At 35.2% G+C, this 14,705-nt stretch carries 12 protein-coding genes, 1 tRNA gene and 1 pseudogene; 9 read left to right on the top strand and 5 right to left on the bottom strand.

Annotation, left to right across the window (positions count from 1 at the left end; genetic code table 11):
* Positions 1-12 precede the first annotated feature (12 nt).
* The 5 genes from dsbC (at position 13) to SB028_RS14140 (ending at position 5,521) form a co-directional block, all read left to right on the top strand.
* The gene (dsbC, locus tag SB028_RS14160) at positions 13-720 is read left to right on the top strand and encodes a bifunctional protein-disulfide isomerase/oxidoreductase DsbC (protein ID WP_069367742.1); all 708 of its coding nucleotides are present in this window, start codon (positions 13-15) and stop codon (positions 718-720) included.
* Positions 721-729: 9 nt separating this feature from the next.
* Entirely contained in the window at positions 730-2,463 is a 1,734-nt protein-coding gene (gene recJ, locus SB028_RS14155) for a single-stranded-DNA-specific exonuclease RecJ (protein WP_069367743.1), read from the top strand.
* A 170-nt stretch (positions 2,464-2,633) separates the two neighbouring features.
* A protein-coding gene (gene prfB, locus SB028_RS14150) for a peptide chain release factor 2 (protein ID WP_109371064.1) occupies positions 2,634-3,732 on the top strand; the annotation gives its coding sequence in 2 pieces (ribosomal slippage) (positions 2,634-2,708 and positions 2,710-3,732; 1,098 coding nt in all).
* 8 nt (positions 3,733-3,740) lie between these two features.
* The gene (gene lysS, locus SB028_RS14145; RefSeq protein WP_069367744.1) at positions 3,741-5,255 is read left to right on the top strand and encodes a lysine--tRNA ligase; all 1,515 of its coding nucleotides are present in this window, start codon (positions 3,741-3,743) and stop codon (positions 5,253-5,255) included.
* A gap of 192 nt (positions 5,256-5,447) precedes the next feature.
* A tRNA-Gly gene (locus SB028_RS14140) sits at positions 5,448-5,521 on the top strand.
* A gap of 24 nt (positions 5,522-5,545) precedes the next feature.
* On the opposite strand, the gene SB028_RS14135 is transcribed toward SB028_RS14140, so the two are convergent.
* Together SB028_RS14135 and SB028_RS14130 are read right to left on the bottom strand one after the other, a co-directional pair.
* Positions 5,546-5,950, bottom strand: coding sequence for a DUF2251 domain-containing protein (locus SB028_RS14135; protein ID WP_069367745.1), 405 nt, complete (start codon positions 5,948-5,950; stop codon positions 5,546-5,548).
* A 185-nt stretch (positions 5,951-6,135) separates the two neighbouring features.
* Positions 6,136-6,201: pseudogene (locus SB028_RS14130) on the bottom strand (integrase); the annotation flags it as partial.
* Between the two features lie 153 nt (positions 6,202-6,354).
* Between SB028_RS14130 and SB028_RS14125 the strand changes: the two are divergent.
* Positions 6,355-6,837, top strand: coding sequence for a GNAT family N-acetyltransferase (locus SB028_RS14125; protein WP_069367746.1), 483 nt, complete (start codon positions 6,355-6,357; stop codon positions 6,835-6,837).
* A gap of 439 nt (positions 6,838-7,276) precedes the next feature.
* A complete protein-coding gene (locus tag SB028_RS14120) occupies positions 7,277-8,827 on the top strand; it encodes a methyl-accepting chemotaxis protein (RefSeq protein ID WP_318859614.1) in 1,551 nt (516 codons plus the stop codon).
* A gap of 408 nt (positions 8,828-9,235) precedes the next feature.
* Here SB028_RS14120 and SB028_RS14115 read toward each other — a convergent pair whose 3' ends face one another.
* The 3 genes from SB028_RS14115 to SB028_RS14105 form a co-directional block, all read right to left on the bottom strand.
* On the bottom strand, positions 9,236-9,439 hold the full coding sequence (locus SB028_RS14115; RefSeq protein WP_069367748.1) for a hypothetical protein: 204 nt from the start codon (positions 9,437-9,439) through the stop codon (positions 9,236-9,238).
* 310 nt (positions 9,440-9,749) lie between these two features.
* Entirely contained in the window at positions 9,750-9,959 is a 210-nt protein-coding gene (locus SB028_RS14110; RefSeq protein WP_069367749.1) for a sigma-S stabilization anti-adapter protein IraP, read from the bottom strand.
* A 504-nt stretch (positions 9,960-10,463) separates the two neighbouring features.
* Positions 10,464-11,012: an NAD(P)H-dependent oxidoreductase gene (locus SB028_RS14105; protein WP_318859612.1), complete on the bottom strand. Its 549-nt coding sequence runs from the start codon at positions 11,010-11,012 to the stop codon at positions 10,464-10,466.
* Positions 11,013-11,449: 437 nt separating this feature from the next.
* Here SB028_RS14105 and SB028_RS14100 point away from each other — a divergent pair, with 437 nt between their 5' ends.
* Positions 11,450-11,953: a hypothetical protein gene (locus tag SB028_RS14100; protein ID WP_248619863.1), complete on the top strand. Its 504-nt coding sequence runs from the start codon at positions 11,450-11,452 to the stop codon at positions 11,951-11,953.
* Between the two features lie 5 nt (positions 11,954-11,958).
* A complete protein-coding gene (locus SB028_RS14095) occupies positions 11,959-14,661 on the top strand; it encodes a hypothetical protein (RefSeq protein WP_069367751.1) in 2,703 nt (900 codons plus the stop codon).
* Positions 14,662-14,705 lie beyond the last annotated feature (44 nt).

Raw genomic sequence — 14,705 nt, 5'->3', positions numbered from 1 at the left:
ATAGGAATTCAAATGAAAAAGAAATTATTCTGGTTGCCAATATTATTAACGATGGTGTCAATGCCAGTGCTTGCTGACAATGCTTCGATTGAAGCGCAATTGGCAAAAATGCAAATTAAAGCAGAAAGTATTCAACCCACACCGATTGTTGGATTAAATGCCGTATTATCAGATAAAGGTATTTTTTATATTACAGATGATGGTAAATATCTAACCGCGGGGCCTATTTATAACATTAGTAATGGTGAGCCTGTAAGTATTGCTAATCAAGTTATTATGAAAAAAGTAGACTCACTTAAAAATGAAATGATTGTTTATAAAGCGCGTAATGAGCGCCATGTGATCACCATTTTTACCGATATCAGTTGCCCTTATTGTCAAAAACTACATCAAGAAGTCCCTGAGCTGAATAAACAAGGGATAACAGTGCGTTATTTAGCATTTCCTCGTAATGGTGTTGGCAATAATATCGTCAGTAAAGAAATGAATGCTGTGTGGTGTAGTGGTTTTCCTAATAAATCGTTAGATAGTGCATTTAAAGGGGACAAAATTATTCCTATTGATGAGTGTACAAAAATCAATATCAATGAACACTTTAAATTAGGCACCATGATGGGTATCCAAGGCACACCCGCTATTGTATTACCTAATGCCAGTATTTATGGTGGATATATTTCTGCTCAAAACCTTGTTGAATTATTAGATAAAAAAGAGAAGTAATTACGTTTTATGGTCACTATTGAACCGACACTGCGTCGTCGAATCGCACAGGTAACTCAATTACCAGATAACTTAGATCCCTTATTACGACAAATTTATGCTAATCGTGGAATAACATCTGAAGTTCAACTAGAACGATCGTTAAAGGGCTTACTTCATTATCAAACATTAACAGGAATAGAAACGGCAATTTCATTACTGATTGAGGCATTACAGCAACAATCCCGTATTGTTATTGTCGGCGATTTTGATGCTGATGGGGCAACCAGTACCGCACTTGCGATTAAAGCATTACGCCAAATGGGATTTAAGCAGGTTAGCCATCATATTCCTAATCGTTTTGATGATGGTTATGGTTTAAGCCCTCAAGTTGTTCATGATGTTGCTAAAAAAGGTGTTGATCTTATTATCACTGTTGATAATGGAATTTCCTCTTTTGACGGTGTGGATACGGCTCATGAATATGGTATTCGTGTCCTCGTTACCGATCACCATTTACCAGGGCAAACCTTACCCACCGCTGATGCGATTATTAATCCTAACTTAGCAGATTGTCCTTTTTTATCTAAGTCATTAGCGGGTGTTGGTGTTACTTTTTATTTAATGACGGCATTAAGAGCTGAATTAGAAAAACAAGGCTGGTTTGAGCAACAAAACTTAACTCGTCCCAATATGGCCGATTTTCTTGATTTAGTTGCACTTGGTACAGTAGCAGATGTTGTTCCTCTTGATGAAAATAACCGTATTTTTGTTTATGAAGGATTACGTCGAATTAGAGCTGGTCGTTGTTGTGTAGGGATAAAAGCACTTACGGAGGTTTCTCGTAAAGCGTTATCTCAATTGGTGAGTAGTGATTTAGGTTTCTCTTTAGGGCCACGTTTAAACGCAGCAGGACGCCTTGATGATATGTCGGTAGGTGTTGCGTTACTTTTAACTGACAATATTAGCACGGCACGTGAAATTGCTAATGAACTTGATGGATTAAATCAAACTCGGCGTGAAATTGAAGCCGGTATGCAAGAAGAAGCTTCAATTATTTTCCGCCAATTTATGGGAACGCAACAGGATTTACCAAATGGTTTAGCGATTTACCATCCTGAATGGCACCAAGGTGTTGTAGGGATTTTAGCGTCTCGCATTAAAGAAAAATTGCATCGCCCTGTTATCGCGTTTGCACCTAGTGGTGATGGTCTATTAAAAGGCTCTGGTCGTTCAATTAGTGGCGTTCATTTACGAGATGCCTTAGAACGATTAAATACATTAAATCCAGGTTTGATGGTGAAATTTGGCGGGCACGCAATGGCGGCAGGGCTTTCACTTGAAGAAGATAAATTTCCATTATTTCAGCGTCATTTTTCATCTTTAATGGCAGAGTTAGTTTCTGATGAACAGTTGCAAGGTGTTATTTTATCGGATGGTGAACTAACCGATAATCAACTTTCATTGCCTATTGCAGAAATGCTTAGAGAAGCGGGTCCTTGGGGCCAGGCTTTTCCAGAACCTTTATTTGACGGTAAATTTACGCTGTTACAACAACGTATAGTGGGTAGTAAGCATTTGAAAATGATGCTTCAGCCAGTCAATAGTCATCTTATGATTGATGCAATTGCATTTAATGTTGATATCAATATATGGCCTGATAACAGTATAAAAATGGTTGAGTTAGCTTATCGATTAGATGTAAACGAGTTTAGAGGGCAACGTAATGCACAACTGCTTGTTGAGCACATTTGGCCTTGTTAACACGAATAGTTAAACAATTTATCGTGATATAAAGAGTCGTGTTGTTATGGTAACAACTATCTGATCGACAATTGTATATAAATGCTATAAACCCGCAGATATATCCGTTACAATATGCGGTTCAAAATTTATTCCAATTGTTTTTGAAAACAACATAAAGACGAAAAAGTATGTTTGAAATCAACCCTGTAAAACACCAAATTGAAGAAGTCTCTGAAAGAACAAATGTTCTCAGGGGGTATCTTTGACTATGATGCCAAGAAAGAGCGTTTAGAAGAAGTTAACGCTGAACTAGAACAGCCAGATGTATGGAATGAGCCAGAAAGGGCACAAGCATTAGGCAAAGAGCGTTCATCTCTTGAGGCTATCGTAGAAACAATCGATCAGTTAGAGCAAGGACTAGAAGACGTTTCTGGTTTACTTGAATTAGCGGTTGAAGCTGATGATGAAGAAACATTTAACGAAGCCATTGCAGAATTAGATGGTTTAAATAAAAAGCTTGAGCAATTAGAATTCCGTCGTATGTTCTCTGGTGAATATGACAGTGCAGATTGCTACCTTGATTTACAAGCGGGTTCTGGTGGTACAGAAGCGCAAGATTGGGCAAGTATGCTGATGCGCATGTACTTACGTTGGGCTGAATCAAGAGGCTTTAAAACAGAAATTATTGAAGAGTCTGACGGTGATGTTGCAGGATTAAAATCAGCGACGATCAAAATTATTGGTGAGTACGCTTATGGTTGGTTACGTACAGAAACAGGTGTTCATCGCCTAGTTCGTAAAAGTCCATTTGACTCAGGTGGCCGCCGCCATACCTCATTTAGTTCAGCCTTTATTTACCCTGAAGTTGATGACAATATTGATATTGAAATCAACCCAGCTGATTTACGTATTGACGTTTACCGTGCTTCAGGGGCGGGTGGACAGCACGTTAACAAAACAGAATCTGCGGTTCGTATTACCCACGTTCCAACAGGTCTTGTCACTCAATGCCAAAACGATCGCTCTCAGCATAAGAACAAAGATCAGGCAATGAAGCAGATGAAAGCGAAGTTATACGAGCTGGAAATGCAGAAGAAAAACGCAGACAAGCAAGTCATGGAAGATAACAAGTCCGATATTGGCTGGGGTAGTCAAATTCGTTCTTATGTTCTTGATGATTCACGTATTAAAGATTTACGTACTGGTGTGGAAACGCGTAATACACAAGCAGTATTAGACGGTGATCTTGATAAATTTATTGAAGCTAGCTTAAAAGCGGGCCTGTGAGGAAAAACATGTCGCAACAGCAACAAGGTGCGGAGCAGGCACCTGATTTAAATAACGAACTGCAAACACGCCGCGAAAAATTATCCGCTTTACGTGATAATGGTAACGCATTCCCAAATGATTTCCGTAGAGATTCTCTGTCTGACGAGTTACATCAAAAGTATGATGCAATGAGTGCTGAAGAATTAGAAGCAGCAAATGTGGAAGTTTCTATTGCAGGTCGTATGATGACTCGCCGTATTATGGGTAAGGCATCTTTCGCTACATTGCAAGACATGGGTGGCCGTATTCAGCTTTATGTTTCTCGTGATGATTTACCCGAAGGTATCTATAACGAGCAATTTAAAAAATGGGATCTGGGTGATATTTTAGGTGCTCGCGGTCGTGTTTTCAAAACGAAAACGGGCGAATTAAGTGTTCACTGTACAGAAGTGCGTTTATTAACTAAAGCACTGCGCCCATTACCCGATAAATTCCACGGTTTAGCTGACCAAGAAACGCGTTATCGTCAGCGTTATTTAGATCTGATTTCTAATGAAGAATCGCGTAAAACCTTCAAAATCCGTTCACAAGTCATGGCGGGTATCCGTCAATTTATGGTGAATAAAGGTTTTATGGAAGTTGAAACGCCGATGATGCAAACTATCCCTGGTGGAGCAAGTGCTCGTCCGTTTATTACTCACCATAATGCATTAGATATTGATATGTATCTGCGTATTGCACCTGAGTTATATTTAAAACGTTTGGTTGTCGGTGGTTTTGATCGTGTATTCGAAATCAACCGTAACTTCCGTAATGAAGGTGTATCGCCACGTCATAACCCAGAGTTCACTATGATGGAACTTTATATGGCGTATGCAGATTACCGTGATCTGATTGAATTAACTGAAGAATTATTCCGTACATTAACTGAAAATGTACTCGGCTCTTCATTGGTGAAATATGGTGATCAAGAGTTTGATTTTGGTAAACCATTTGCCAAATTAACCATGAAAGAAGCTATCTGCAAATATCGTCCAGAAACCGTAATGGCTGATCTTGATGATATGGATAAAGCGGTTGCTATTGCTCAATCTATTGGTATTAAGATTGAGAACAGCTGGGGCTTAGGTCGTGTTCAGTGTGAAATTTTTGAAGAAGTTGCAGAAAGCCACTTAATTCAACCTACATTCATCATTGAATACCCAGCAGAAGTTTCTCCACTGGCTCGTCGTAACGATGATAATCCATTTATCACTGACCGTTTTGAATTCTTTATTGGTGGTCGTGAGATTGGTAATGGTTTCTCAGAATTAAATGATGCACAAGACCAAGCAGAGCGTTTTGAAGATCAAGTCCGCCAAAAAGAAGCCGGTGATGCAGAAGCCATGTTCTTCGATCATGACTACATCACGGCATTAGAGCATGGCTTACCGCCAACAGCAGGCTTAGGTATTGGTATTGACCGTATGGTAATGTTATTTACTGACAGCCATACAATCCGTGATGTTATTTTATTCCCAGCAATGCGTCCTAATAAATAATTATTATGTTAAATAAATTATTTATTAGCGAATAGCATTAAGGAATACCGATATAATAATAAAGCTACCGAAAGGTGGCTTTATTGTTTTTTAAAACAAAGGGTTATCTTTTGAGTGGTGATAAAGTAATCATTTGAATAAGAAGGGGGATTGTCGTTCAATCAAGGAGGCGTATAATTAGTAAAATCAATTGCGGGCGTAGTTCAATGGTAGAACGAGAGCTTCCCAAGCTCTATACGAGGGTTCGATTCCCTTCGCCCGCTCCAAATTCAAACAAACCTATCCAGAAATTATCTAAAAAAGTCATCAACAGCGTCATTCCACTCATGCCCTAAAATAGACCACTCGTGACCGACTGAGGGAGGAAAGCCACTACGGCAGTATCCATTTTTAGCTTCAAAATCAAACGCACCGTGCGGATAGCCATTAATTAAAAGTACGCATTTTTTACTGTCTTTTGACCAACCTATTTTTATATCAGAAGGAATATTTTTATCTGTTACATTTTCAACGTTATAAATATGGAGAGCATCTTGAATTGGGTTACCATCGACAGATTCATCAATCGCGTAAAAATAACCAGTTTGCCGATCATCTTCAAATACCGCAGCAAATACTCCATCAGGAGCTAGGCTTTCAATAACGTGAGCTTCCCCCACAATAATTTGCTCTTGGGCGGTAACTAAAATTGTCATACAGGGTTCCTTAATTTATTTAATAGATTAGTGAAAGTAAGATGGTTCACATCAACGATTAGTAAAAAAGCGTTTGCTGAACGAATAATTATTGTAAGTATTAAAATATCTAGCCTATATTTTATATTTAATTTTCCAGCAATATCGTTATATCGCTTCCATACCGAATAAATAGCTTTATCCTACACTTTACCTACCTTAATTTGATAACTAGCCTCATTAATCCGTTCAGCTATAATGCGTTCGTTATCTATACTATTTAGGCTATACAATAAATTGATTTACATAGATTTATTTTTAGAAATAGGATTGAAAAACAATAAGATGATATGATGTAGTGTATTTTTATCAGTATAAGATTAAGGTATTCTTCACTTAACATATTATGTTACTTAGGAAATCATATGCATTTAGAGTTCAAAAAACTCTCACAAATAGATCCCTTACATATTGTCGAACTCAATAATCATCCTGCGGTTTTACGACAAATGCCTCTGGGGAGCCCTGATTTTGATATCGAAAAAAGTATTTTATGGGCAAAAGCTAAAGATTCTCAGTGGGATGATAATGGATATGGTCCTTGGGCATTTGTTGTTGATGATGTGTTTGCAGGATGGGGGGGACTTCAAAAAGAAGGGGATGATGCAGATCTTGCCTTAGTTCTTCATCCTAATTTTTGGGGAATAGGTAAAATAATTTATGCTGAGATTATTCGTAGAGCATTTGATGAAATGAATATTGAAAGCATCACAATTTTACTTCCTCATTCAAGAAAGGTAGAAAAAACGGTTTCTCGTTATGGATTTAAGCCTGATGGGGAAGTTTGTTTTGACGATATTTGTTTTCAGCGCTTCAGATTATATTTAGATAAAAATAGAGTTGTTTAATTCTGTTCATATTAAATAGGCGATTCAGGTTGTATCGCCATGATTTTGTTCCTTTATGCTTATTTCTTAATTAGAGAATGTATGCAAAATGTCAAATGGACAGCCATTGCGCCTTCTCATGTTTTATTAATAGATTAAGAACACCTTAAAATTTATTTTCCCTTCAAATATCCTTTCTTTAACTCTCCTTATTTGTTTCTATCACAATGATTATATTAACGTTATGATTTTAAATGATTTTCTTTTTTTTATATTAAATTATAAAAAATGATATATAAGTAACGTTTTTGCTTCGTTCATCTAACTCTTTTTGTGTATAAGAAATAAAAAATCAATTTATAAAAAAATTTAGTAAAAAATTAAAATAAATTGAAAAAGTGTCGATAAGAGTACATTACGCCCTATTGGGATTACTTTATCTTGTTAGTTGAGAAATTCGATGCAGAAACTTCGTAACATTACTATTCGTCTGATGATGATAATCATACTGGGGACTTTATGTGTGTTATTTGGCAGTGTGAGTCTTTATAGCGCATGGTCACTATCACAAATATCTAAAGGCAACCAATCTGATAATCAAATAATAAAACAAATGGCGGCACTCAGTCAGGGAAATGATCAGTATTTTCGATTCACTTCGCGATTAAATCGTCTCGTTGGTGAGAAAGCAGAAGGTAAAAACGTCGATTTTACACAAGCACAACGGGCGATGGAAAATATGGAGAAACAGATTGCATATATGAAATCTGTTTCTCCTGGGCCGATGGATGAAACAGTATCAAAAGAACTAATGGATGTATGGCAAGCGCTTTTTGAACAAGGCGTAAAAAAGCAGATGGAATTAGCACTCAATGGGACTATCGAGCAATATACACATCATGCAAAAAATGTAACTCCAGCATTGAGTCGTGAATTAGGTAATGTGAGTGAAAAGTTTAATAATGTTGCAAATATAAAAATTGATAGCACTATTGAAGAGGTGAATCAGCTTATTGAAGTGACGCAATTTGTTATTATCATTAGCGCCATTTTAGGGGGCGTTATTCTGATCCTCACTGATCGCTATTTAGTTGCAATGTTACAAAAACCACTCGAAAGTATTCGCCAACATTTTGTGAAAATTACAAAAGGTGATCTGAGTCAGCCACTAGAGCCTTTTGGTAATAACTGTGCTGGGCGATTAATACCATTATTAAATGATATGCAAAATAATTTGCATGAAGCAGTAAGTACGATCCGAATGGGAAGTGATAGTATTTATCGTGGTGCATCTGAAATTGCTAAAGGGAATAACGACTTGGCTTCTCGTACCGAAGAGCAAGCAACGGCATTGGAGCAAACAGCAACAAGTATGGAAGAGATAACCGCTGCTGTTAACCAGAATATGAAACATGCTTATCAAGCGAGAGAATTGGCTGAAGCCGCATCAGTGACTGTTGAAATAGGTAATGAATTAGCTGAATCTGTTGTAACGACAATGGATGGGATTTCTAATAGCGCAAGTAAGATTGCAGATATCACCAATGTTATTAACAACATTGCATTTCAAACAAATATACTCGCTTTAAATGCATCGGTAGAAGCGGCAAGGGCAGGAGCACACGGACGAGGATTTATGGTGGTCGCCAATGAAGTCCGTAATTTAGCTGGAGATAGTGCCAAAGCCGCTAAAGAAATTGAAGTCCTTATTGCTGATTCTACAACGCGTGTAAAAAAAGGTGCAAGATTAGTGAGTGACATGGAAAAAACGATGGAAGATATCCTGACAGGCGTTAAACAGGTAACATCAATAATGAAAGAAATCTCTATTGCATCTGAAGAGCAAGGTAAAGGTATTGGTCAAGTGAGTGTGGCTATTACTCAAATAGATGGTGTAACACAACAGAATGCCTCTTTAGTTGAACAAGTTTCAGCGGCAGCTATTTCATTAGAAAGACAAACAGAAGAATTACAGTTATCGGTGCAAAAGTTCCATCTTGCTCATCGTTGATATAGAAAATTTATAAAGTATGTGTCTAAGGTGGTAAGTTTTTACTCATTAGACGCATAAACATAACAAATATAAAGTTTAACTTCTTATTATTCATCCTGTTATTTAGATATAGACATAGAAATAAGTGTAACTTAGCCATTGATTGAGTATTTAATTAGCAATAAGTGATGATTATCATCGTGAAAAACAGAAAATTATTACCCCAATTAAACGAATCATAAATAATAGCGTTATTTCGTTTATACGCATTAATCAAAAAGTACTTTCTATTTTAACGATCATCATCAATCAATCAGTGATTATGTTAAAGCGTGAAGCAATTTGATTTTATAATAATGTTGTTATATATCCTCTCTAATATAGATAAGACCAAAGAGAGGGCGCTGAAAAATGTAGCTTCAATGTCTAGAGCATTTTTTTTATATATTGATCTGTTTTACTTATAACATCTCGATATTGAGGATGATTGGTATAGGCATCATTGACGGTTTTATTTATATCGTGGATAACAACTTCTTTTTGTTTATCTGTCAACGTCAATAACAACGCTTTCAAAACGACTTTTACTGCCGCAATTTCATACTCTATATTGACAACTTTTTTTTCCATAAGATCCTCAAAAGAACAACCGTTTATTGCTGTTTGATAAATGATTTATCATATTAATTAATTGTTTAATTAAATCCAAGAAAAAATTAAATTGATAAAAGAATTGACAATTTTATCGAATTTTTCATTGGAATAGTAAATGTGGGGGTATTTGAGATATGGAAAGTGGATGTTGAGTAAATTTAACTTAATATTGCATTAATACAAGGAAAATTACTGAATATCTTATATAAAATAATCAATAGGATGCTATGAGCACCCTATAAAATTTAGGGTATAAAATTAATAGCGATAGCAAATATCGTTTTCATTAGGCTTGGGTAAGCTTCTTCACATATTGCTCAGTTAAGTTAATGACTTCATTGAGCTGGGGGTATTTGTTCGATGTATCCTCAAGTACTATAGATATATTGCCCAGCATATCCCTTCGTTGTTTGTCATTTAGTGTAGAAAGTAAAGATTTGATAACGATTTTTAGAGCGGCAATTTCGCATTCAATTTCTTTTAAATTTTTATCCATGATTTACCTGCCAGTATTTAATGGATGAGTAATATAGTTAATTTTTTTGTTTATCACAATTATAGAAGCACATTATTTAGAGGTGTATCGCACATTGTGGTTAGTGTTTTAACCTAATATAAATTATTAAAAATAATTATCAAATTGTAAATTTTATATGCTACATAAGATTACAATCTTATTGCTATTCTTTAACTCTAGAATAATAAGACAAATGATTAAACTTGATCTCTAATCTGGTTCCATTTACCCCTTTGTTTTAGTTTATATAATAAATAATTCTTAATTTTAATAATAAAAATATATCTTTTAAAGATGGTCTATTTTTGTCTTATATTATTTAATATTGAAGTTAATATGAATATCGTTACTTTTTATCGATGAAATATTAAAAGTTTTATTTTTCCATAGAGGTATTATAACCAAATAAATGATATTAATTCTGATGGTAAAAAAGAAAAAGAGCTTATGTATTTCACATCAAGCTCTTTTTAGTCAGTTTGGTTATTGATTATTTTGTTTCACAAAAGCAACGTAGGCATCGACCCAGTTTTGCATAAAAGTGGCTGTTTTCTCTGAAAACTGCCCATTCTCAACCATTCCATCATACCATTTTAGATAACATTCTGGTTGATTTAGGGTTGGCATATTCAAGAAGGCTAACGAATTACGTAAATGTTGTTGAGCTATTGCTGTACTAATATTACCTGTTGAAACACCGATAATGCCTGTGGGGATATTATTCCAAGCATTTGTTCCATAAGGGCGAGAGGCTTGGTCAATCGCATTTTTAAGCACACCAGGTATTGAGCGGTTATATTCAGGAGTGATAAAGATAATGCCTTGGCACGCTTTTATTTGTTGTTTAAAATCGATAACAGAAGAGGGGGTGTGATTGTCATCGTCTTGGTTATAGAGAGGGAGAGTACCAATATCGATAAACTGGCAGGTAAATTCTTGAGGAAATAACTTAATTAAGGCATGTGCTGTTTGTTTATTAAACGAATCTTTTCTTAAACTACCGACAACGATACCAATTTTAAAGTGACTCATCTTAGTTCTCCTATTTTGAAGGATAAAATGAATATCAGTGACTATATTAGATATTCATTTTTTGATTTTATCTCGGTATTAAAAAACAGCAACAGAATATAAGCGTATTTTTCACACGTAAACTGTGTAAATAAATGATAAAATTAGTATTATTATTTTTTTTATTATCTGGTACTATTCCAACAATATAAAAACGATCAGTTTATATGGCAACATTTTTACTAAATCAATCCGATATTCAAGATTTGATACTTTTAGTGTGATGTAAGTAGTATTTTAAGAGAAAACAAATGAAATGATAGGAACACTCATTGCAAGCAAGGGTGTTAGCCTATTTATTTAGTATGCAGTAGGTAATAGAAAATTATAATAAAATGACTTAAAATGCGACAACTCATATGCTTTTATTTAAGACTGATCGGAATTAAGGAAAAATGATGTCCTTATTACAAAATAAAAAGAATGTCCTCGCTGTATTTATGGCAACTAGCGTTCTTGCCCTCTCTGGGTGTGCGTGGACTGATCAATCTCGTCCAATTGAAACGCCAGCGCCAACTACACAGCCTGTTGCAACCACACAGCCTGTTACAACTACTCAACCCGTTGCTGTTGCACAACCGATTCCCATGACATCCGCAGTAGACCCTGCTGACAGTGGTGTAGATGCAAGAAAATTGGGGCTAGCACCGCAAAGTGCTTGTATCAAACAACTTGATTCTTTGAAAACTTTTTCTCCATCTGACTATCAATCTATGATGAGCTCATTTAAAGAAATTAGCGAAATCAATGCGATGTACCGTAGTGTTCAAAGTACAGCAAGTAAAGATAGCTTAGATTTATTAAAAATGAGTATTGAATCAAAAACAGAAGTTTTATGTGCAAAAGTTCGCTATTTGTCGATTATGTCAGTTAATTCGACATTGAAAAAATTAGGTGAATAATTACTATGAAATTAAAGCAGAGTGTTTGTCTCGCTCTTATGCTGTTTCCAACACTATCGTTTGCTAATAATGAGTTTAATTCTGTTATTGAAGATTTTGACCGTTATTTTGAAACACAAGAGCCAATTAAAATTGAGCCTAAAACATCTGCTACAATTTCATCGTCAACGAGAACCGATCAGGCTACTCGTGGAGTAAACCGCACCACAACAGCGACTCAACAAACAAAAACAGAGCAACGAGTTAAACCTTCTGCGCCAGCTAAAACAGATAATCAGGCAGTTGAGCCTGTTAAGACTCCTGATATCACGCTGGCAGAAAATTGCCCTGTGTTATCTGCTGATTATTCAAAATTAAAGAATGATTACACTCGTTATCTAACGCCGTTGCTTTCATTTGTTCCGATTAAACCACAATTTACACCAGAGGATCTTAATCGTTATAGCTACAGAAATAATACAATAGTTTATAACCCACTAGCTCTTTATTCAAAAGAGAGCTATGCAAGGCCTAAACGTAATGACAATTTGTTGTTAGATATTATTCCTGGAACATTCTATTCCGTTACAGCCATTCCTTTTCATTTTGCATATCAATTTAACCGCTCTTTTCTCGAGCATAAACAGCCGCTTTTTAATAAAGAATTATTAAATCGTTTGGCTGATACGAGAAATCAATACCAAACGCTGTATCAAAAATACACTGAGCAGGAAGCTATAACAAAAGCGCATTTAGAAAAAATTCAAAATGCAAATAATCAAATAAAACAACTCGAATTAACGCTGGCTGAAACAGAAGAAAAATTAGCGACAGCGAATAACTTACTAACTGATAACACGTTAAAACAGGCTGTTACTAAGTTACAAACCGATTTAGAAACAACCAAAAAAGAGCGTGACTTATTAGTTAAGCAATTAGCTGAAAAAGAGGACGTATTACAGGCAACAACAGTAAAAAATACCGAGTTAGCAAAACAACAACAGCATTTTGAAAAACAAGCGGAAATACTTAAAGCTTTAGAGCTGAAATATACTCAACTTGAGCAAGAAAAAGAACAATTAGAATCTCAATATCAACAGGCTCAGGCTCTGTTAAAAGATGATAGCGCTAAAAGAGAGATTGATAAATTACAAAGTTCACTTGAGAGTATAAACGTAGAGCAAGATAAGTTAATTAGCCAATTAAATGAAAAGCAGACACTACTGACTAAAGTTGAACAAGAAAAAGACGCTATACAAACTCAATATGCTGAATCACAGCAATTGTTAAATAGTCACAATAAGCAAAAAGAACAAGCATTAGCTGATTTAGAAGCTGCTAAAAATAAAGAGATAACAAGATTAGAAAATGCGTTATCAACAATAACGACTGAGCAAGAAAAATTAACTAAACAACTCACAGATGTACAAAATCAATTAGCAACAATACAGAAAGAGAAAGAAGATGTTCAGACTCAATTTGCACAAGCTCAACGATTGCTAAAAGATGACTCTGCGAAAAAAGAGATAGATAAATTACAAAGCACATTATTGAAGATCACATCAGAACGTGAAGATTTATCTAAAGAACTTTCATTAAAAATAGCTGAAGCAGAAAAGCAACAAGATGCTAATAGCAAACTTGTTGAGGAACAACGCAAAGAAATAGCACAACTAAAAACACAAGTTGAAAAAAGCAATCAAGAACAGGCTCAGCTTAATAAATCGCTTTTAGCTGTTCAACAGCAAAAAGAGCAAGTGGATGAGAAATTAAAAGCGATCCCAGAATTAAAATCACAATTAGATAATAAAGTCAATGAATTAGCTGACTTGAAGAAGAGTTTATCTGCTGGTGAAAAGGCCATTGATAATTTAATTACGGATAAAAATAATCTCATCGCCAAGTTAGAGAAAGCGCAAAATGAGCTATCGAGTAAATATCAAATATTAGACACACAATTTAAAGAGAATAATATTGTATTAGCTCAAGCCACAGCGAGCAAAACAGAGAGTGAAAAAACGCTAGTATTGCTAGAAAAACAACTGACTGAAAAGCAAAATACAACAGATAAATTAAGTGCTCAATTAGCTGAAGCAAAAGAACAATTAGAAAAACAAAATACAGAAAATACACAGCAAATTAGTCTATTAAAGCAACAGCAAACAGAATCTATTGATAAACTAAATGCACAACTTAAAGCAAAAGATGCAGAGTTAGCAAAAGTTAATACAGATACTAATAATATTTTAAAAGAAAATAAAACGCTAAAAGATCAGCTTAATAAAATGGCAGGCGAAGGGCAAATGATTGCTGGACAACTTGCTTATGCTTATTCGATTATTGGAAAAGATAATGCTCAGCGTAATAAATCAATTTTAGCTGAGATCCAAAAACAAAATTATGTACAGTATGACGATAATACCTATTTTAAAATATTAAAGCAGGGTAAGCCCGTGCCTCTAATTACAGGTAAAACCGTTGTATTCACAATGCATGAAGAATTGACAGACGGTACTGTAACGATTAGTTATGATAAAACTAAACCACTTATCTTACCTTACCGTCAACTGCCATTACCACTGAATACCTTTATTGCAAAAGCAGGTATCAATGGTAAAGCCAAAATTTATATAAAACCAGGTGGTGGTTATGGGAAAAATGGTGTTCCTGGACAAGTGCCACCAGAATCAATGTCTATCGTGACAATTGAGATCTTAGATATTAAATAGAATCATTAAAAAAGAATGTCAGCTCTTCTCTTTTTATTTAGAGA

This window comes from Proteus vulgaris, assembly GCF_033708015.1.
Classification (GTDB): Bacteria; Pseudomonadota; Gammaproteobacteria; order Enterobacterales; family Enterobacteriaceae; genus Proteus.
The sequence above is the reverse complement of the archived record's forward strand: the minus strand, read 5'-3'. Positions and strand labels throughout refer to the sequence as shown.